The organism is Acutalibacter caecimuris (genome assembly GCF_034335085.1).
GTDB classification, from domain to species: domain Bacteria; phylum Bacillota; class Clostridia; order Oscillospirales; family Acutalibacteraceae; genus Acutalibacter; species Acutalibacter caecimuris.
Genome location: NZ_JAWXXJ010000002.1, coordinates 131,320 through 149,098, shown reverse-complemented (window position 1 = coordinate 149,098; position 17,779 = coordinate 131,320). Strand labels below are relative to the sequence as shown.

The 17,779-nt window shown below is 59.1% G+C and carries 14 protein-coding genes; 11 read left to right on the top strand and 3 right to left on the bottom strand.

The genetic code is table 11. The annotated features are described in order from the left end of the window. Nucleotides 1–29 precede the first annotated feature (29 nt). From mfd to U8U01_RS01985, 11 genes are all read left to right on the top strand, one after another. Nucleotides 30–3,503: a transcription-repair coupling factor gene (gene mfd, locus U8U01_RS02035; protein ID WP_322169597.1), complete on the top strand. Its 3,474-nt coding sequence runs from the start codon at nt 30–32 to the stop codon at nt 3,501–3,503. 356 nt (nt 3,504–3,859) lie between these two features. Further along, nucleotides 3,860–5,002 (top strand): hypothetical protein, encoded by a 1,143-nt coding sequence (locus U8U01_RS02030; RefSeq protein ID WP_322169594.1) that lies wholly within the window; start codon nt 3,860–3,862, stop codon nt 5,000–5,002. A gap of 311 nt (nt 5,003–5,313) precedes the next feature. Next, entirely contained in the window at nt 5,314–5,631 is a 318-nt protein-coding gene (locus tag U8U01_RS02025) for a hypothetical protein (protein WP_322169591.1), read from the top strand. A gap of 15 nt (nt 5,632–5,646) precedes the next feature. Continuing rightward, entirely contained in the window at nt 5,647–7,662 is a 2,016-nt protein-coding gene (locus U8U01_RS02020; protein ID WP_322169588.1) for a V-type ATP synthase subunit I, read from the top strand. A 3-nt stretch (nt 7,663–7,665) separates the two neighbouring features. Then, the gene (locus tag U8U01_RS02015) at nt 7,666–8,157 is read left to right on the top strand and encodes a V-type ATP synthase subunit K (RefSeq protein ID WP_322169586.1); all 492 of its coding nucleotides are present in this window, start codon (nt 7,666–7,668) and stop codon (nt 8,155–8,157) included. 37 nt (nt 8,158–8,194) lie between these two features. Continuing rightward, the gene (locus U8U01_RS02010; RefSeq protein ID WP_322169583.1) at nt 8,195–8,788 is read left to right on the top strand and encodes a V-type ATP synthase subunit E; all 594 of its coding nucleotides are present in this window, start codon (nt 8,195–8,197) and stop codon (nt 8,786–8,788) included. 27 nt (nt 8,789–8,815) lie between these two features. Beyond that, nucleotides 8,816–9,775: a V-type ATPase subunit gene (locus U8U01_RS02005; RefSeq protein ID WP_322169580.1), complete on the top strand. Its 960-nt coding sequence runs from the start codon at nt 8,816–8,818 to the stop codon at nt 9,773–9,775. Next, nucleotides 9,768–10,088 (top strand): V-type ATP synthase subunit F, encoded by a 321-nt coding sequence (locus U8U01_RS02000; protein ID WP_322169577.1) that lies wholly within the window; start codon nt 9,768–9,770, stop codon nt 10,086–10,088. The genes U8U01_RS02005 and U8U01_RS02000 overlap by 8 nt, the downstream gene beginning before the upstream one ends. Nucleotides 10,089–10,384: 296 nt before the next feature. Next, complete coding sequence (locus tag U8U01_RS01995; protein ID WP_322169574.1) at nt 10,385–12,154, top strand: V-type ATP synthase subunit A; 1,770 nt, start codon at nt 10,385–10,387, stop codon at nt 12,152–12,154. Next, nucleotides 12,154–13,527, top strand: coding sequence for a V-type ATP synthase subunit B (locus U8U01_RS01990; RefSeq protein WP_322169571.1), 1,374 nt, complete (start codon nt 12,154–12,156; stop codon nt 13,525–13,527). Before U8U01_RS01995 ends, U8U01_RS01990 begins: the two co-directional genes overlap by 1 nt. Nucleotides 13,528–13,533: 6 nt before the next feature. Further along, a complete protein-coding gene (locus tag U8U01_RS01985; RefSeq protein WP_322169568.1) occupies nt 13,534–14,190 on the top strand; it encodes a V-type ATP synthase subunit D in 657 nt (218 codons plus the stop codon). Between the two features lie 148 nt (nt 14,191–14,338). Here the strand turns inward: U8U01_RS01985 and U8U01_RS01980 are convergent, their stop codons facing one another. From U8U01_RS01980 to U8U01_RS01970, 3 genes are all read right to left on the bottom strand, one after another. Further along, complete coding sequence (locus U8U01_RS01980; protein WP_322169565.1) at nt 14,339–15,298, bottom strand: S-layer homology domain-containing protein; 960 nt, start codon at nt 15,296–15,298, stop codon at nt 14,339–14,341. 246 nt (nt 15,299–15,544) lie between these two features. After that, the gene (gluQRS, locus tag U8U01_RS01975) at nt 15,545–16,495 is read right to left on the bottom strand and encodes a tRNA glutamyl-Q(34) synthetase GluQRS (RefSeq protein ID WP_322169562.1); all 951 of its coding nucleotides are present in this window, start codon (nt 16,493–16,495) and stop codon (nt 15,545–15,547) included. After that, on the bottom strand, nt 16,467–17,753 hold the full coding sequence (locus U8U01_RS01970) for a competence/damage-inducible protein A (protein WP_322169560.1): 1,287 nt from the start codon (nt 17,751–17,753) through the stop codon (nt 16,467–16,469). Before U8U01_RS01970 ends, gluQRS begins: the two co-directional genes overlap by 29 nt. Nucleotides 17,754–17,779 lie beyond the last annotated feature (26 nt).

The following is a 17,779-nucleotide window of genomic DNA, read 5'->3' as shown; positions in this document are numbered from 1 at the left end:
ATTCCCCCATTTTTGTGAGGTGATTCTTTATGCGCTCTATCTTTTCCGCCCTTTCCCGCTCCGCTGGGTACCGGGAGCTCGCCCAGGCCCTGGCCGGGGGGCGGGTGCCCGCTGCCGTCACAGGGCTATCCGGCGTCCATAAATGTGTGGCCATTGCCGCCCTGTGCCGGGAAACCCACCGCCGGCCCTTGATCCTTGCCGCTGACGAAGCGGAGGGCCAGCGCTTTGCCGAGGACCTGGCCGCCCTGGGCCTGCGCCCTGCCCAGTACCCCTTGCGGGACATGAATTTCCGGGATACCGCCGTGTCCTCCAGGGAGTATGAACGCCTGCGGCTGGAGGCCCTCACCCGGTTCCAAAACGGGGGCTGCGACTGCCTGATCGCCTGCATTGACGCGGCCTTGCAGTTCACCCTGGGCCCGGAGGATCTGCGTTGCCGCCTGCTCACCCTGGCGCCAGGCCAGGGCCTTGCCATAGAAAGCCTGCTTGCCGCCCTGGTGGGCTGCGGCTACACCCGGGAGGACCAGATCGAGGGCCCCGGCCAGTTCAGCCGCCGGGGTGGCATTGTGGACTTTTTCTCCCCCAGCGCCAAAGAACCGGTGCGGGTAGAGTTCTGGGGGGACGAGATCGACTCCATCAGCAGCTTTGACCTTTCCACCCAGCGCCGCACCGACCCGCTGGAAACCGTGACCCTGGCCCCCTGTGTGGAGGTCATCCCAGGCAATGTACCGGGGCTTATCAAAAAGATAGAGGCCGTGGGCAAGGCCCTTAGGGGCAAACGGGCCCCGAAGGCCAGGGAAACCCTGGAGGCTGAATGCCAAAAGCTTGCCGAAGGCCTGCATATCGGGTCCATGGATAAGTTCATCCCCCTGGTATACCAACAGCCTGCCACATTGTTTGATTATTTGGGGCCGGAGGACGGGCTGCTGGTGTTCTCCGAGGGCACCAAGCTGAAGGAGCGCATCCGCACCACGCTGATGCAGTGGGGGGAGGATCTGGCCTCTTATTTGGAAGAGGGCCTGCTGTGCAAGGGCCTGGATAAATACAGCGAAACCTGGGAGTACGCCCTCTCCCAGGCCCAGCGGGTGCCCACCCTTTTTATGGATGTATTTGCCCGGGGCACCTATGAAATACCCACCCGGACCCTGGTAAACTTTACCGTGCGGCAGTTCCCGGCCTGGGGGGGCGGGGTGCAGCTTTTGGAGGACGACCTTGCCGCCCTGCTAAAACAGGGCCGGGCTTGCGTGGTGCTCTCCGGCACCGAACGGGCGGGCAAGGCATTGGCCGAGGACCTGCAACGGGACGGCCTGCCTGCCAGCTATATCGAGAACCCCTCCACAGCCCAAAAAGGTACTGTCACGGTGGCAGAGGGCTCCCTCTCCGCCGGGTTTGACTGGCCGGACGCCGGGTTTGCGCTGGTCGCCCGGGGCAGGCTGGTACAGCAAAAGCCCAAGCGTGCCAAGAAAAGCAAAGACGCCAAGGAAATATCCAGCCTCTCCGAACTTTCCCCTGGGGACTATGTGGTGCACGTGTCCCATGGCATCGGTGTGTTTGAGGGCATCCACAAGCTGGATATGAACGGTGTGACCAAAGACTATATCAAGGTGCGCTACGCCAAAAACGACACCCTCTATTTGCCCGTGACCCAACTGGATATGGTATCCAAGTATATCGGCCCCCGGGAGGACGCGGGCATTAAACTCAGCCGGCTGGGGGGCGCCGACTGGCAGCAGAAAAAGGCCCGGGTACGGGCAGCCGTGAAGGATATTGCCAAGGAACTCATCCAGCTTTACGCCCAGCGGATGCAGCAAAAGGGCTTTGCCTTCCCGGAGGACGGGGAATGGCAACGGGATTTTGAGGCCCGGTTTGACTTCGACGAAACAGAGGACCAGCTACGCTGCGTCAGCGAGATAAAGGACGATATGGAGCGGGCCGTACCCATGGACCGCCTGCTGTGCGGCGACGTGGGCTTTGGCAAAACCGAGGTAGCTTTGCGGGCGGCTTTCAAGTGCGTTACCGGGGGCAAGCAGTGCGCCATTTTGGTGCCCACCACCATTTTGGCCTGGCAGCATTTCCAAACCATCCTCAAACGGATGGAAGGGTTCCCTATAGACGTGGAACTGCTCTCCCGTTTCCGCACACCCAAACAGCAGGAGGCTATTTTGCGCAAGGTCAAACGGGGCGGGGTGGATATCATTGTGGGTACCCACCGGCTGGTAAGCAAGGACGTACAGTTCAAGGATCTGGGGCTGGTGATCATCGACGAGGAGCAGCGGTTCGGGGTGGCCCAGAAGGAACGGCTAAAAACCCTGTGCAGCGCTGCCGACGTGCTGACCCTTTCCGCCACGCCCATCCCCCGCACCCTGAACATGGCCCTCTCCGGCATCCGGGATATGTCCGTGATTGAAGAGGCCCCCCAGGACCGGCACCCGGTGCAGACCTATGTGATGGAGCACGACTGGGGCGTGATCTATGACGCCATCCGCCGGGAACTGCGCCGGGGCGGGCAGGTGTACTACCTGCACAACGACACGGCCTCCATCTCCCGGTTGGCGGCCAGGCTCCAGCAGGACATCCCCGAAGCCCGAGTGGGCTTTGGCCATGGGAAGATGGAGGAAGAAGAACTGAGCGAAGTGTGGCGGCAGCTTCTGGACCATGAGATCGACATCCTGGTGTGCACCACCATTATTGAAACCGGGGTGGATGTACCCAGCGCCAACACCCTGATCATCGAGAACGCCGACCGCATGGGGCTCTCCCAGCTCCACCAGATACGGGGCCGGGTGGGACGCAGCAACCGCCGGGCCTACGCCTACCTGACCTATACGCCTAACAAATCTTTGCAGGAGATCGCCCAAAAACGCCTGTCGGCTATCCGGGAGTTCACGGAGTTTGGCTCAGGGTTCAAAATTGCTATGCGCGACCTGGAGATACGGGGGGCTGGCAATATTTTGGGGGGCGAACAGCATGGCCACATGGAGGCTGTAGGGTACGATATGTACGTGAAACTGCTAAACGAGGCCGTAAGCCTGATGAAGGGCGAACCGGTGAAAAAACCTGTGGATGAAGGCTGCCTGGTGGATATGCAGGTACCCGCCCACATCCCCGAAAGCTATATTGACAGCGTGAACCTGCGGTTGGAAGTGTATAGGCGCATTGCCCAGGTGCAGGACCAGGCCGACGCCCTGGACGTGACCGACGAACTGATCGACCGGTTCGGCGAGCCCCCGGAGGCGGTGAAGGGGCTGCTTGACATTGCCCTGCTGCGCAATACTGCCGCGGGGCTGGGGGTGACGGAGATCAAACAGCAGGGGGAGGCGCTGCTGCTGTATATGGCCGCTCTGGATATGGAGCAGGTGGGGCGGCTCATCAAGGCCATGAACGGCCGGGTAATGCTTAGCGCCGGAAGCAGGCCGTATCTTAGCCTAAAACTAAAGGGCAGCGACCCCTTGCAGGCCCTGGGGGAAACCCTGGCAATTATGGCCGAAACATCCGCGCCGGCCTGACATAAGGGCCGGTATGGGGGAGGCAGAATTATATGGCAACCAGGGTAAACCCCGCTTTGTGTTGCGGCGCCGAACCCGGCCGGCCATATGCGGGGGCCAGCAGGGCAGCCCTCGCCCTTTTCAAAGGCGGTGGCGATTGTCGCCGACCGAGGCGGCAGCCGGGAATCAACGCCCAAGAGTTGGCGTAGCCAACTCTCCACTGCCAGAGGCCAGAATTTCGTCATAAACCCTTCTTTGTGGACAAGGCTTCCCTTCAGGGCTGGACAACGGAAAGGTTTTGCGCTATAATGTACGGGAACGCGCAAAAAGCGCGCGGGTTCGACGGAAAACCGGGAAGGCAAACCATTAATTTTAAGATGAAAGGCATGATGACCATGAGAACTATCCTGAAACGGGCTGTGGCCGCTATGTTGGCCCTGGCCCTGTGCGCCGGGCTGGCCGGCTGTTACAGCGAGGACAAGGCCTGGGCCGCTAAGGCCGGGGACAACACCCTGCCTATCGGCGGCTACATCTATTACCTTACCAGCGCTTATACCGACGCCGCCGGCAAGGTGGGTACGGAGCAGGCGGTATTCGGCTCCCAGATAGAAGGCAAGGATGCCAAGGCATGGGTAGAGGACCGGGCCCTGTCCTATCTGCGCTCTTACTACTATGTCAGCCAGAAATTTGACGAGCTGGGCCTGACGCTGGATGAGGACGACCAGGCGAGCATCAACAGCATGGCCACCAGCATGTGGGGCTATTACAAGTCTGCCTTTGAGGGTCTGGGCGTGGCAGAGAGTTCCTTTAAGGAAACTTACGCCGTATATAACACCAAGCTGGCCAAGCTGCTACCCGCCCTGTATGGCAAGGGCGGCGAGCTGGAGGTCAGCGAGGACGACTTGAAGGCCTATTACCTGGACAACTACACCTATTACCAGTATTTCTCCATCCCCCTGACCAAGGCCGGCGAGGACGATACCGCCGTGGATATGGAGGAGGACGAGAAAAAGGAAGTACGGGAGATGCTGGATGACACGGTAGAGCTTATCAACGACGGCCGGCTGGACTTTGACAAGGCCGTGGAAAAGCACAAGACCCTCAGCAGTGAGGAGCCCACCGTAGGCGAGCCTATGGCAATGGGGAACAGCTCCATGAGCACCCTGTTCTCCGACGCCCTGTTCCCCCTAAAAAATGAGGAGGCCGCTGTGATAGACGCCACCAGCCGCTACTATGTGGTGCAAAAGCTGGATATTACCCAGGACTTTGAGGCCCTGTTGGCCGACGAAGAGCGCATGGACTCCCTGCTGCGCGCCATGAAGGGCGACGACTTCCTGGCGTACACCATGGAGCAAGGTGCCGGCCTGGACGTGACCATCAACGCCAAGGCCATTGCCGGGGTAAAAACCACCGCCATAGCCGATGTGATGGGCAAGAACGGCACCTCCTCTGCCGAGGAAGATACCGCCTCCTCTTCTACAAGCAGCACCTCCAGCGAGGGGTCTTCTTCGGAAGGATAAAGGGCTCTCCGCAAGGAAAAACCGTGTGAAAACCAACCCCACCGGGGCCTTATGGGCCCCGGTGTTTTTTTATGCGGAAAACCGCATTATTTTTCTTCTGGAATATAATTTTTAGTTTTGACTTTTAGCGGCAAAAGAGGTATAATAGGCCTGTCGCAAGCTAATCGGTCAGCGCCGGCCTTGCCCTGGGACCACAGGGGACCGGCCTGCCCTTATAGCAGGCGCCCGGCTACCGGTTACGCCCTTTGCCCGGCCGGGTGAACCATGAGGGGTAGCCCTTTGAGGCATCCCCGACCAGGAGGTGAAACAGTTTGGCAAAAGAGACCATGCAGGCCATCAGCGATGCCGAGCAGAAAGCGCGCCAGGCAGTGCTGAACGCGAAGGAGGAAGGGGAACGGCTGGTTGCCGAGGCAAAAAACCAGGGCGAGCAGGCCATTAAGGCCGCCGTGAAGGAGGCCGGCAAAAAGGCCGACGTGTTGTGCGGGGTAGCCCGCGCGGACGCCGACAAGCTGACCGCCAGCGTAAAGCAGCAGACCCTCTCCCAGCAGGAAAGCCTGCGCCGCGGGGCCGAAGAGAACCGCGGCAAGGTCGTGGAAACGCTCTGTAAAATCGTTTTGGGTAAGACCTAAGGAGGTTCGATGCAGATGGCGGTAGTGGAAATGAAACGCGTGCATGTGTACGCGCTGAAAAGCAACCGCAAAAAGATCCTTGAAATGCTGCAGCGCAAAGCCGTCCTGGAGGTAAACAGCCCGGAGGAGGCCGGTACCGACGGCCCCTTCTCCAAAACGGACACCGTTTCCGCGCGGCAGACGTTCGAAAAAAATGCCCAACTCATCACCAGCGCCGTAGAGGTGCTGGATAGCTATGCGCCCCCCCAAAAGTCCATGCTGTCTATGCTGGAGGGCCGCCGGGGCATTACTGCCCGGCAGTATGAGGAAACCGCTGAGGCCGCCCCCGCGCTGACAAAAACAGCCGGCCGGCTGCACGCCCTGGGCAAACGTATTACCGACCAGCAGGCGGAGATCGCCCGGCTGGAATCCCAGATCGACGCCCTAAAACCCTGGATGGGCCTGGACATCTCCATGCGCACCATCGGGACCCGCTCCTCCAGCGTGTTCATCGGCTCTTTCCCGGAAGAACTTACCGAGGGGGAGATCAAGACCCGCCTGGCTACAGCCGCCCCTGAGGCCCAGGGTGTGGAGGTAGAGGTCATCAGCACCGCCCCCCAGCAGACCTGCGTGTTTGTGGTATGCCTGGGCAAGTACGGCATCAAGGTAGAGGCCGCCCTTAGGGGCATGGGCTTTACCTACCCTGCCACCCCTTCCAAAACCTCCCCCCCTGAGCGGGTGGAAGAGTTGCGGGGGCGCATCAAAGCGGCAAAAGAGGAGATTGCCGGGGCGGAAAAGGAGATCGTTTCTTATACCAGCCAGCGGGAGGCCCTGCTGTTTACGGCGGATTATTACGCCATGCGGGCTGACAAGTATGAGGTGCTGGGCCAACTGTGGCAGAGCCCCCATGTATTCTGGCTGACCGGCTATGTGGAGGCCCGCCGGGCCCCTGCCCTGCAACAGGAGCTGGAAGAGAAGTACAACGCCTTTGTGGAGGTGGAAACCCCCGCCGAGGACGAGGATCTGCCGATCAAACTACAGAACGGGTTCTTCGGCGCGCCTGTTGAGGGCGTTATCGAGGGTTACAGCCTGCCCGGCAAGTGGGAGGTTGACCCCGCAAAAGTGATGTGCGTGTTCTACTATGTCCTGTTTGGCATGATGCTTTCCGACGCGGCTTATGGGTTTTTGATCTCCCTGTGCTGCGGCATTGTGCTTTTAAAGTTCAAAAACATTGAGGACGGCCTGCGTAAGACCCTGCGGATGTTCTTCTTCTGCGGGCTTTCCACCATGTTCTGGGGCGTATTGTTCGGCAGCTATTTCGGCGACGCCATTACAGTAGTTTCCCGCACGTTCTTCGGGCAAGAGATTATTGTGCCGCCCCTGTGGTTCGCGCCGCTGGAGCAACCCATGCGGCTGATGCTGTTCAGTTTCCTGCTAGGCATCATCCACCTGTTTGCAGGCCTGGCTATGCAGGTCTACCAGTTGTGCCGCCGAGGCAAGTACCTGGACGCCTTGTATGACAGCGGGTTCTGGTATATGCTGGTAGGGGGCCTGATCATCGGCCTGATCTCCACCAGTATGTTCCAGGACATGATGAGCTTGCACATGAACATCCCCCCCATTGTCACCACCATTGCTATGGTGCTGGCAGGTATCGGCGCGGTGGGCATCATTGCCACCAGCGGCCGGGAGAGCCGGGGCGTCAAACGGATATTGAAGGGCCTGTATGGCCTGTACGGCGTATCCAGTTGGCTGTCGGATATCCTGTCCTACTCCCGCCTACTGGCGCTGGGCCTGGCCACGGGAGTTATCGCCCAGGTGTTCAATATGCTGGGCACTATGGCCGGCGGCGGCCCGGTAGGTGTCATCCTGTTTATCCTGGTGTTCATCATCGGCCATGTTCTCAACTTGCTCATCAACCTGCTGGGCGCCTACGTACATACCAACCGCTTGCAGTACGTAGAGTTCTTTGGCAAGTTCTATGAGGGCGGCGGGCGCAAATTTGAGCCCTTTGCCACCAAGACAAAATATATCAAATTTACGGAGGAATAGACAATGTTTGATTGGACAACTATGGGCATCGTTTTCGCCCTGCTGGGCGCTGTGCTGGCCGCTTTGATGGGCGGCATTGGTTCCGCTATCGGTGTGGGCATGACCGGCCAGGCCGCTGCGGGCGTAGTTACCGAGGATCCCTCTAAGTTCGGTAAAGTCCTGATCCTGCAACTGCTCCCCGGTACCCAGGGCATCTACGGCCTGCTGATCGGTTTCGTTACCCTCACCCAGATCGGCGTGCTGGGCGGCAGCTCTGACATCAGCCTGGCCAAGGGCCTGCTGTACCTGGCCGCCTGCCTGCCCATGGCTATTGTGGGCATGGTTTCTGCCAAGTGGCAGGCCAAGGCTGCGGTATCCTCCATCTCCCTGGTAGCCAAAAAGCCTGACCAGTTCGGCAAGTCCATGATCTTCCCCGCCATGGTTGAGACTTACGCGGTTCTGGCCCTGCTGATCTCCATCCTGGCTATCACCAGCATCGGCACCATCCAGGTCTGATGCGGGCCCTGACATCAGGAGAGAGGAGGCAAGACCCATGACCGGATTGGATTCTATCATCAGCCAGATTGCCGGCGACGGCCAGAAAGAGGCTGAGGAGATCCTGGCGGAGGCCCGGAAACAGGCCGGCGAGATCGCGGATAACGCGAAGAGTGAAGGCGCCGAGAAGGTCCGTGCCACCCTGAAGGACGGCGAGCGCCGGGCCCAGGATATCCGTGACCGGGCCCAGTCTGCCGCGGATCTGGTACAGCGCAACGAGATGCTGGTCTTTAAGCAGGCGTTGATCCGCGAGGCCGTGGACGCTGCCAGGGATTCCCTGGAAAATGCCCCCGACCAGGCATACTTTGAGACCCTGTTGACGCTGTATAAGCGGTTTGCCCAGGAGGGCCGGGGCGAGATGCGCCTGAACAAAAAAGACATAGACCGCCTGCCCGATGACTTTCTGGCCCGTATGCGCAAGGCCGTGCCGGAGGCGGAGGTCACTATCTCCCCCAAGCCCCACAAGATAGAGAGCGGCTTTATGCTGGTTTACGGCGGCGTGGACATCAACTGCACCTTCCGGGCCATCTTTGAGGACGCCTGGGAAGAGCTGCGGGACGCGGCCGGCCGGCTGCTGTTCCCGGTGGCGTAACGCCGCCCGGAGAAAGGAAAGCTGCTTATGAGTGAACAATACATCTACGCGGTGGCCAGGGTGCGCTCGCGGGAATTGGGGCTTTTGAGCCGCCAGGATATCGACCAGCTAATGGCCTGCCGCAGCTTGGACGAGTGCCTGCGCACCCTGAGCGACAAGGGCTGGAACGGCGGCGCTACGCCGGAAGAGGTATTGGCAGCGGAAGAGGAGAAGACCTGGGCCTTCATCCACGAGCTGACCGACGACATGACCCCTTTCCAGGTGCTGCTGTTCCCCACCGACTACAACAACCTGAAGGCCGCCATTAAGGCGGTTGTTACAGGCACGGAACCCCACGAGGTATTTTTGCCCGGAGGCGCCGTTGACCCGGAACTGATGATGCGCTGCGTGCGGGAGGGTGATTTTTCGCCCCTGCCCCAGCGGATGGCCCAGGCTGCCGACGAGGCCTACCATACCCTTTTGCAGACCGAGGACGGGCAGCTTTGCGATATCATCCTTGACAAGGCCTGCCTGATAGACCTTTTGGCCTGCGGCCGGGAGAGCGGCAGTGATATTTTGCGGGATTACGCCGAATTGACCGTGGCTGTTTCTGACATTAAGGTTGCGGTGCGTGCCTGCAAAACCGGTAAAAACCGCGCCTTTTTAGAGAGCGCCCTGGCCCCCTGCGGTACTCTGGACACAGAAAGCCTGGCTGTTGCCGCCTGCAAAAGCCTGGAAGATCTGTATGCCTACTTGGCGGTAACGCCTTACCAGGATGCCACCGAGCGGCTGAAAGAGTCCTGGTCGGCCTTTGAAAAGTGGTGCGACGACAAGGTGATGGACCTGATAAAGGAGCAGAAATCCAACCCCTTTACCATTGGTCCCCTGTTCGCCTTCGTGGTAGCCCGGCGCAACGAGATCAGCACCGTGCGGATCATCCTTTCCGGCAAGCTAAACGGGCTTGACGACCGGATGCTCCGGGAAAGACTGAGGGAAATGTATGTATAAAATTGCAGTTTTGGGCGACCGCGACAGCATTTACGGCTTTGCGGCCCTGGGGCTGGAGGTGTTCCCCGTACGGGACGGCGAGGAGGGCGCTAAAACCCTGCGCCGCCTGTGCGAGCAGGACTACGCCGTCATATACATCACCGAGGCCCTGGCCGAAGAGCTGACCGCCGAACTGGACCGCTGCCGGGAAAGCCTGTTACCTGCCGTTATCCCCATTCCGGGGGTGCGGGGCAATACGGGGCTTGGCATCAACATGGTAAAGCGCTCGGTAGAACAGGCGGTAGGCTCGGACATTATCTTTAACGGCAACTGACGGAGGACTAAGAAGAGCGGCCCCAAAGCCGCCAAAAGCACGAAACGCACGACCAGGATAGCGTGGGCCCTTGTGGTATGTTCTTCGGGCTGAAACAGCGGTTTCACCTAGCGACTGCCACCAATGTCCACTCCCTTGTGGAAAACAGGCATAGGGTTCCCAGCGTTTGCTTGTCTGGCAGCGTTTCTCTCTTCAGAAACTTGAAGAGGCCAGTACGGTGGCTTGACCTTTCGGTTTTTCTTCCCAGCCCCCTCCGCCAACTTTATAATTTAACAAGAAACGGGTGATCGTTAAACATGAGCAATGGCACCATCAAAAAAATAGCCGGGCCTCTGGTGATCGCCAAAGGTATGCGCGATGCCAATATGTTCGACGTGGTGCGCGTTAGCGAACGCCGCCTGATCGGCGAAATCATCGAGATCCACGGCGACGAGGCCTCCATCCAGGTATACGAGGAGACCTCTGGCCTGGCCCCCGGCGAACCGGTGGTTTCCACCGGCCTGCCCATGAGCGTTGAGCTTGGGCCCGGCCTTATCAGCAGCATTTACGACGGCATCCAGCGCCCACTGGATGACATTATGAAAATTTCCGGCAACAACTTGCAACGCGGCGTGGAGGTCCCCTCTCTGAAACGGGACCTGGAATGGGACTTTGTACCCACCGCCAAAGCAGGGGATGAAGTGACCGGTGGCGACATTATCGGCACTGTGCAGGAAACCGACGTGGTTTCCCATAAAATCATGGTCCCCCCCGGCGTGTCCGGCACCTTGACGGAGATCAAAGCCGGCAAGTACAAGGTTACGGACACCGTGGCCACCGTAGAAACCAAGGACGGCAAAAAGCCTTTGGGCCTGATGCAGAGTTGGCCCGTGCGTATGGGCCGCCCCTATAAAGAAAAGCTGCCTCCCAACCGTCCCCTGGTAACCGGCCAGCGGGTGGTGGACTGTATGTTCCCCATCGCCCGGGGCGGCGTGGCCGCTGTACCAGGCCCCTTCGGCAGCGGTAAAACCGTTATCCAGCACCAGCTAGCAAAATGGGCCGAGGCCGACATTGTGGTCTACATCGGCTGCGGCGAACGTGGCAACGAGATGACCGACGTGCTTAATGAGTTCCCCGAACTGGTGGACCCCAAAACCGGCAAGTCCCTGATGGAACGCACCGTGCTGATCGCCAACACCTCCGATATGCCCGTGGCTGCCCGTGAGGCATCCATTTACACCGGCATCACCATTGCCGAGTACTTCCGGGACATGGGCTATTCTGTGGCCCTGATGGCCGACTCCACCTCCCGCTGGGCTGAGGCCCTCCGCGAGATGTCCGGCCGCTTGGAAGAGATGCCCGGCGAAGAGGGCTACCCGGCCTACCTGGGCAGCCGTCTGGCCCAGTTCTACGAGCGGGCCGGTTCCGTTAAGACCCTGGGCTCCGGCGACCGGGAAGGCGCGCTGTCCGTTATCGGCGCTGTGTCCCCTCCCGGCGGTGATATTTCTGAGCCTGTTTCCCAGGCGACCCTGCGCATCGTGAAAGTGTTCTGGGGCCTGGATTCCTCTTTAGCCCAGCAGCGGCACTTCCCGGCCATCAACTGGCTGACCAGCTACTCCTTGTACCTGGATGATATGGAGGCCTGGTTCAATGGCAATGTGGCCGAGGACTGGACCGCCCAGCGCACCAAGATGATGGGCCTGTTGCAGGACGAGGCTGAGTTGCAGGAAATCGTACAGCTTGTTGGTATGGACGCCCTCTCTGCCCCGGACCGGCTGAAATTGGAGGCCGCCCGCAGCATCCGTGAGGACTTCCTCCACCAGAACTCTTTCGACGAGATCGACACCTATACTGCCCTGGAAAAGCAGCATGATATGATGCTGCTGATCACCGGGTACTACGACAAGGCCCTGGGCGCCCTGAACGCCGGCGTGGATATCCAGAAACTTATCGACCTGCCTGTACGTGAGCAGATCGGCCGTTTCAAATACACAGAGCCGGATAAGATCAAGGAAAACTTTGACCGGGTCATGGCCCAACTGGACCAGGAACTGAATGACGCCAAGCAGACAAAGGAGGACTTCTGATGCCTAAGGAATATAGAACGATCCAGGAAGTGGCTGGCCCCCTTATGCTGGTGCGGGACGTGGAAAACGTTTCTTACGACGAGTTGGCCGAAATTGAGCTGGCCAACGGTGAGCGCCGCCGCTGCAAGGTGCTGGAGATCAATGAAGGCAATGCCCTGGTACAGTTGTTTGAGAACTCTACCGGCATTAACCTTTCTAACTCTAAGGTACGCTTTTTGGGCCACAGCATGGAGTTGGGTGTTAGTGAGGATATGCTGGGCCGGGTATTTGACGGCCTGGGCCGCCCCATTGATAACGGCCCCGAAATCCTGCCTGACCGCCGGGTGGACATCAACGGCCTACCCATGAACCCCGCCGCTCGTAACTATCCCCAGGAGTTCATCCAGACCGGCGTATCCGCCATTGACGGCCTGAATACGCTGGTACGCGGCCAGAAACTGCCGATCTTCTCCGCCAGTGGTCTGCCCCATGCCCAGTTGGCTGCCCAGATTGCCCGGCAGGCCAAGGTACGCGGGACCAATGACCCCTTCGTGGTGGTCTTTGCCGCTATGGGTATTACCTTCGAGGAGTCCAACTTCTTCGTGCAGAGTTTCCGGGAAACCGGGGCTATTGACCGCACTGTTATGTTCGTAAACCTGGCCAACGACCCTGCCGTAGAACGTATTGCCACCCCGAAGATGGCCCTGACCGCTGCGGAGTACCTGGCCTTTGAGAAGAATATGCACGTGCTGGTTATTCTGACCGACATTACCAACTATGCCGACGCCTTGCGTGAGGTTTCCGCCGCACGTAAAGAGGTTCCCGGCCGCCGCGGTTATCCGGGCTATATGTACACGGACCTGGCTACCTTGTATGAGCGCGCCGGCCGTCAGAAGGGCAAAAACGGCTCCATCACCATGATTCCCATCTTGACCATGCCTGAGGGCGACAAGACCCACCCCATCCCGGACTTGACCGGGTACATCACCGAGGGCCAGATCATCTTGAGCCAGGAGTTGTACCGCAAGAACATCTCCCCGCCCATCGACGTGCTGCCCTCCCTGAGCCGTTTGAAGGATAAGGGCATCGGTGAGGGCCGTACCCGCGCCGACCACGCCGCTACCATGAACCAGCTTTTTGCCGCTTATGCCCGTGGCAAAGAGGCAAAAGAACTGATGGTGGTGCTGGGCGAAGCTGCTTTGACGGATATCGACAAGCTGTACGCCAAGTTTGCGGATGCTTTTGAGGGCGAATATGTATCCCAGGGCTACAGTGCCAACCGGGATATTGAGGACACCCTGGACATCGGCTGGAAACTGCTTTCCATTTTGCCCCGCTCCGAGCTGAAACGTATCAGCGACAAGTTCCTGGATCAGTATTACGGAAAGGTGTGATGGCTCTTGGCGAGTAAACAGATCACCCCCACCCGCATGGAGCTCACCCGCCTGAAGAAAAAGCTTGCCACCGCTACCCGCGGCCACAAGCTGCTGAAGGATAAGCGCGATGAGCTGATGCGCCAGTTTTTGGAGAAAGTGCGGGAGAACCGCACCCTGCGGGAACACGTAGAAGAGGGCATCGCCGCGGCCAACAAAAACTTTTTGCTGGCCCGGGCCGGGATGCAGGATCAGGTGCTGAATACCGCCATGCTGGCCCCCAAACAGCGGGTCAGTGTGGAGAGTGGCGTAGAAAACGTGATGAGCGTGGATATCCCCACCTTTGACTTTAAGACCCGCTCCCCGGATCAGAACGATATCTTCTCTTACGGGTTTGCCTTTACTTCCAGTGACCTGGACGGGGCCGTGCAATCCCTTTCGGATATCTTCCCGGATATGCTTAAGCTGGCTGAAACCGAAAAGGCCTGCCAACTGATGGCCGTGGAGATAGAAAAGACCCGCCGCCGGGTAAACGCGTTGGAACACGTGATGATTCCCGAACTGCAGGCCAATATCAAGTACATCTCCATGAAACTGGACGAGAACGAGCGCTCCACCCAGATCCGCCTGATGAAGGTTAAGGATATGGTGCTGAAGGATGCCCATAACTACGAAACCTTCTGATAAGTAAAACTTAATAGGCCGCCCCAACCGGGACGGCCTGTTCTTTTTTGCCTACAATACTGCCGCGCCAGATTACCCTGTGGAGACCTTACTTGCACACCCGCTTGCTGTAATCCATAGCGCCTCATTTGGCTTGCGGGGTGCTCTTTTACTCTGAGGATTCTACATCCCCGCTGGCATCCTCGCCGGTTTTTAGCCCGTAAATCCATTCGGCGAACGCATCCTCTGGCATTGTATCAGGCAGGATAAGGGTATATACCACCTCAAAGCCACGGGCCTCGTCACCGGAAAATGCCAACTGCGCAGTACCCGACTGCTCAAAACGCAGGGTATTCCGCTCCTTAAGGGCTGGGTCTTGCACCCCCTCCTGCTTAAGGAAGATGGTAAACCCTTTGCCGGCACAACCCGCAGCGGCTGTCTGCGAGCAGGCTGTCTTTAACTCCACACGGTTTAACAGGCCAATAAACCGCTCGATCTCCTCCGGCTTATCCAGCCGGGTTTTATCAGTGGGGTTTTCTCCATTCAGAGAAATGAAGTCAACCTCTGCCGGGTCAATATCATAGGACGCTGGGTTTAACAGGTATAGCTTATACAGTAATTCCGCCAACTCACTGCGGCTCACCGTACCCCTAGGCAGGTAATACTGGTGATGCTCCCCATCGCTGTAATAGTAATGGGGGAGCAGATAGCTTTCCATCCCCCACTGTACTGCCATACGGGCATAGGGGGCAATGTCCTCCCCGTCATCCAACTCTTGCCAATCCCACTGCCAGGTAGCCTGCCAAGTTTCCGGCGAGCCCGCCCGGCGGTAGAGGACACAGGCCAACTCCTGCCGGGTAATATGGCGGATGGGAGAGAAACTGTTCCCGCCGGTGCCAAACATTAGGCCCTGCTTGTGGGCCCAGCTTACTGCCTGGCCGTACCACACACCGTCAGCCACATCCTCAAACGTTCCGGTGGGGAATTCCCCCTGGCCGCCATCCAGCCGGTAGAGCACCTCGGCTACCATGGCCCGGCTGGCCGGGATCATAGGGTCAAAGCTATCACCGTTGCCCAACATCAGGCCCTTTTCCTGGCACCAGTCAATGGCCAACTGGTTAACCTGCACTTGATCCTCCGGCCTACCCGGCCCCGGCGATGCAGACGGCGTGGGCCCGCCCTCCACCGCCAGTGCCGTTACGGATAAAGCAGCCTAACCCCAACGCCACCAATCTACCTGCAATCCGGCTTAACTTTCCCATACCAGCACCTTCTTTCCTGTTTTTAGCCTGTCCTCGCCAAGCCTCTACCTTCATTATAGTGGGTATAGAAAAATATGTCAAGGACACTTTCAGCATTATAACGGATTATCCCCCTAAAACAGCGTAAAATTTAGCACAACATCCTCTTTGGGCACTTTCTCCCAAGCGAACTCTCCCACCAAATCAGCAGTCTTTACTGGCTGTGGCCGTTTCAGCAGCCCCGCAAGGTAGGCCAACCGGCCTATGATCTCCTCCGCCCCCATCCGCGTCCGTAAGGCATCCAAGCCCATGTCCGCGTCCCGCTTGCTGAGCCGCCGGCCATCCGGCGCTAGGAGCAGTGGGATGTGGGCAAACGCCGGCGGTTGCAACCCCAACAGGCGGTACAGGTACAACTGCCGGGGCGCAGAGGACAGCAAGTCCCGCCCCCGCACCACCTGGGTAATGCCCATAGCGCCGTCGTCCGCCGTTACGGCCAACTGGTAGGCAAACACCCCATCCGACCGCCGCAGGATAAAATCCCCACAATCCTGGGCCAAGTCCTGGCTGTAAGCACCATAGTGGCCGTCGGTCAGGGCCATGCGGCCCTCTGCCCGCAGCCGGAGGGCCGGAGGACGGCTTTTGGCCCGTTCCGCTATCTGTTGTGGGGTGAGCCACCGGCATTTTCCGGTGTAAAGGTACTCCCCGTCAGCGGCGTGGGGGGCGTTGGCGGCGTGCAACTCCGCCCGCGAGCAAAAGCAGGGATACACCAACCCTTGCGCCTCTAGCTTTTCCAGGCATTGCTGGTAGTATGCCCCCCGCTCCGACTGCCAGTAAGGCCCCTCATCCCAGTCCAGCCCCAAAAACGTGAGATCCTCCATCAGCCGCTCCCCCCAAGCCCGGCTGGTGCGTTGGGGGTCCAAATCCTCCATACGCAGTATCATCCGCCCTCCCTGTGCGCGAACTGCCAGCCAGGCTAACAGGCAACTGAACAGGTTCCCCAGGTGCATCTGCCCGCTAGGGCTAGGGGCAAACCGGCCTACCGGCCTGTGGGGGGCCTCATCTCCGGCTGGTTTTATCACCCTCATATTCCTGGTCCTCCACCACCGGCAGGCCGGTCAGGTAGCGCCGCACCATGTCCAGAGCCTGGCTGGCCGCACAGTGGCGGTGCCACTCCCGGCTTTTGGTACGGCCGATGGGCGCACGTTTCGCCACCCAGGTTTCTTTTCCATCGCTGAGAGCAATGTAGATCAGCCCCACCGGCTTTTCCGGCGTACCCCCCTCCGGCCCGGCTATACCGGTAATGCCAATACCCAAGTCACTGCCGCTGGCCTTGACGATGCCCTGGGCCATTGCTTGCGCCGTTTCCTTACTGACGGCCCCGTGAGCCAGTAAAACATCATGGGGCACACCTAAAAGCTGCTCTTTGGCCTCATTGGCGTACGTTACCACCCCCATATGGAACACCCCGGATGCACCCGAAACATCCGTCAACCGCTTGGCCAAAAGCCCGCCGGTACAGCTTTCGGCGGTAGCCAAGGTTTTACCCTGCTCCTGTAGCTGCCCTACCACCAATTCCTCCAGGCTGTCCACGTCCACGGCGTAAACAAAATTCCCCAGCCGCTTTTTGATCTCCCCGATTAGCGGCTGGCAAAGCCGGTCTGCCTCTGCCTGGCTGGAGGCCTTTGCCGTTACCCGCAGGTAACATTCCCCCTCATTGGCATAGGGGGCCAGGGTCGGGTTCTCCCCATGCAGCAAATCATCCATCATCTGGGCAACAGGGGCCTCGCCCTTGCCATATATATGCACGTTATGGGACACGATGGTGTACTCCTGATTCTGTTTCAGGTAGGGTACGGCATAGTTGTGCAGCATAGGGGCCAGCTCGCTGGGTGGGCCGGGCAGCATAATGATGGTACAGCCGTTTTCTGCCTGGAACGCGCAGCCCGGCGCCGTGCCGTTATCATTTTGCAGCACCATGCAGCCCTTCGGCAGCCAGGCCTGCTTGGCCTGGTTTTCGCTGACCTGCTTTTCATTAAAGTAGTTCTGTATGCGCTCCAAACTGGGTTGGTGCAGCGTAAGCTTTTTCCCGGCTACCGCTGCGGTAGTTTCTTTGGTCAGGTCATCGGTGGTGGGCCCCAGCCCCCCTGTCATGATCAGCAGGCCGCTACGGCCAATAGCCGTTTCCACTGCCTCTTGCAGGCGTTGGGGGTTATCCCCTACCACCGAGGTATGCAAAAGGTTGATGCCCAGTTCGGACAATGCACGGGCCACAATGGCTGCATCGGTATTCACTACCGCGCCCAAAAGCAACTCCGTGCCTACAGATATAATCTCCGCGTTCATACTATCTCACCTTCCTGATATTTTCA

Coding starts and splice junctions, on each gene's coding strand:
- U8U01_RS02015 (WP_322169586.1), top strand. CDS start 7,666: ATGTTTGATTGGACAACTATGGGCATCGTTTTCGCCCTGCTGGGCGCT.
- mfd (WP_322169597.1), top strand. CDS start 30: ATGCGCTCTATCTTTTCCGCCCTTTCCCGCTCCGCTGGGTACCGGGAG.
- U8U01_RS02010 (WP_322169583.1), top strand. CDS start 8,195: ATGACCGGATTGGATTCTATCATCAGCCAGATTGCCGGCGACGGCCAG.
- U8U01_RS01990 (WP_322169571.1), top strand. CDS start 12,154: ATGCCTAAGGAATATAGAACGATCCAGGAAGTGGCTGGCCCCCTTATG.
- U8U01_RS02000 (WP_322169577.1), top strand. CDS start 9,768: ATGTATAAAATTGCAGTTTTGGGCGACCGCGACAGCATTTACGGCTTT.
- U8U01_RS02020 (WP_322169588.1), top strand. CDS start 5,647: ATGGCGGTAGTGGAAATGAAACGCGTGCATGTGTACGCGCTGAAAAGC.
- U8U01_RS02005 (WP_322169580.1), top strand. CDS start 8,816: ATGAGTGAACAATACATCTACGCGGTGGCCAGGGTGCGCTCGCGGGAA.
- U8U01_RS02030 (WP_322169594.1), top strand. CDS start 3,860: ATGAAAGGCATGATGACCATGAGAACTATCCTGAAACGGGCTGTGGCC.
- U8U01_RS01995 (WP_322169574.1), top strand. CDS start 10,385: ATGAGCAATGGCACCATCAAAAAAATAGCCGGGCCTCTGGTGATCGCC.
- gluQRS (WP_322169562.1), bottom strand. CDS start 16,495: ATGAGGGTGATAAAACCAGCCGGAGATGAGGCCCCCCACAGGCCGGTA.
- U8U01_RS01970 (WP_322169560.1), bottom strand. CDS start 17,753: ATGAACGCGGAGATTATATCTGTAGGCACGGAGTTGCTTTTGGGCGCG.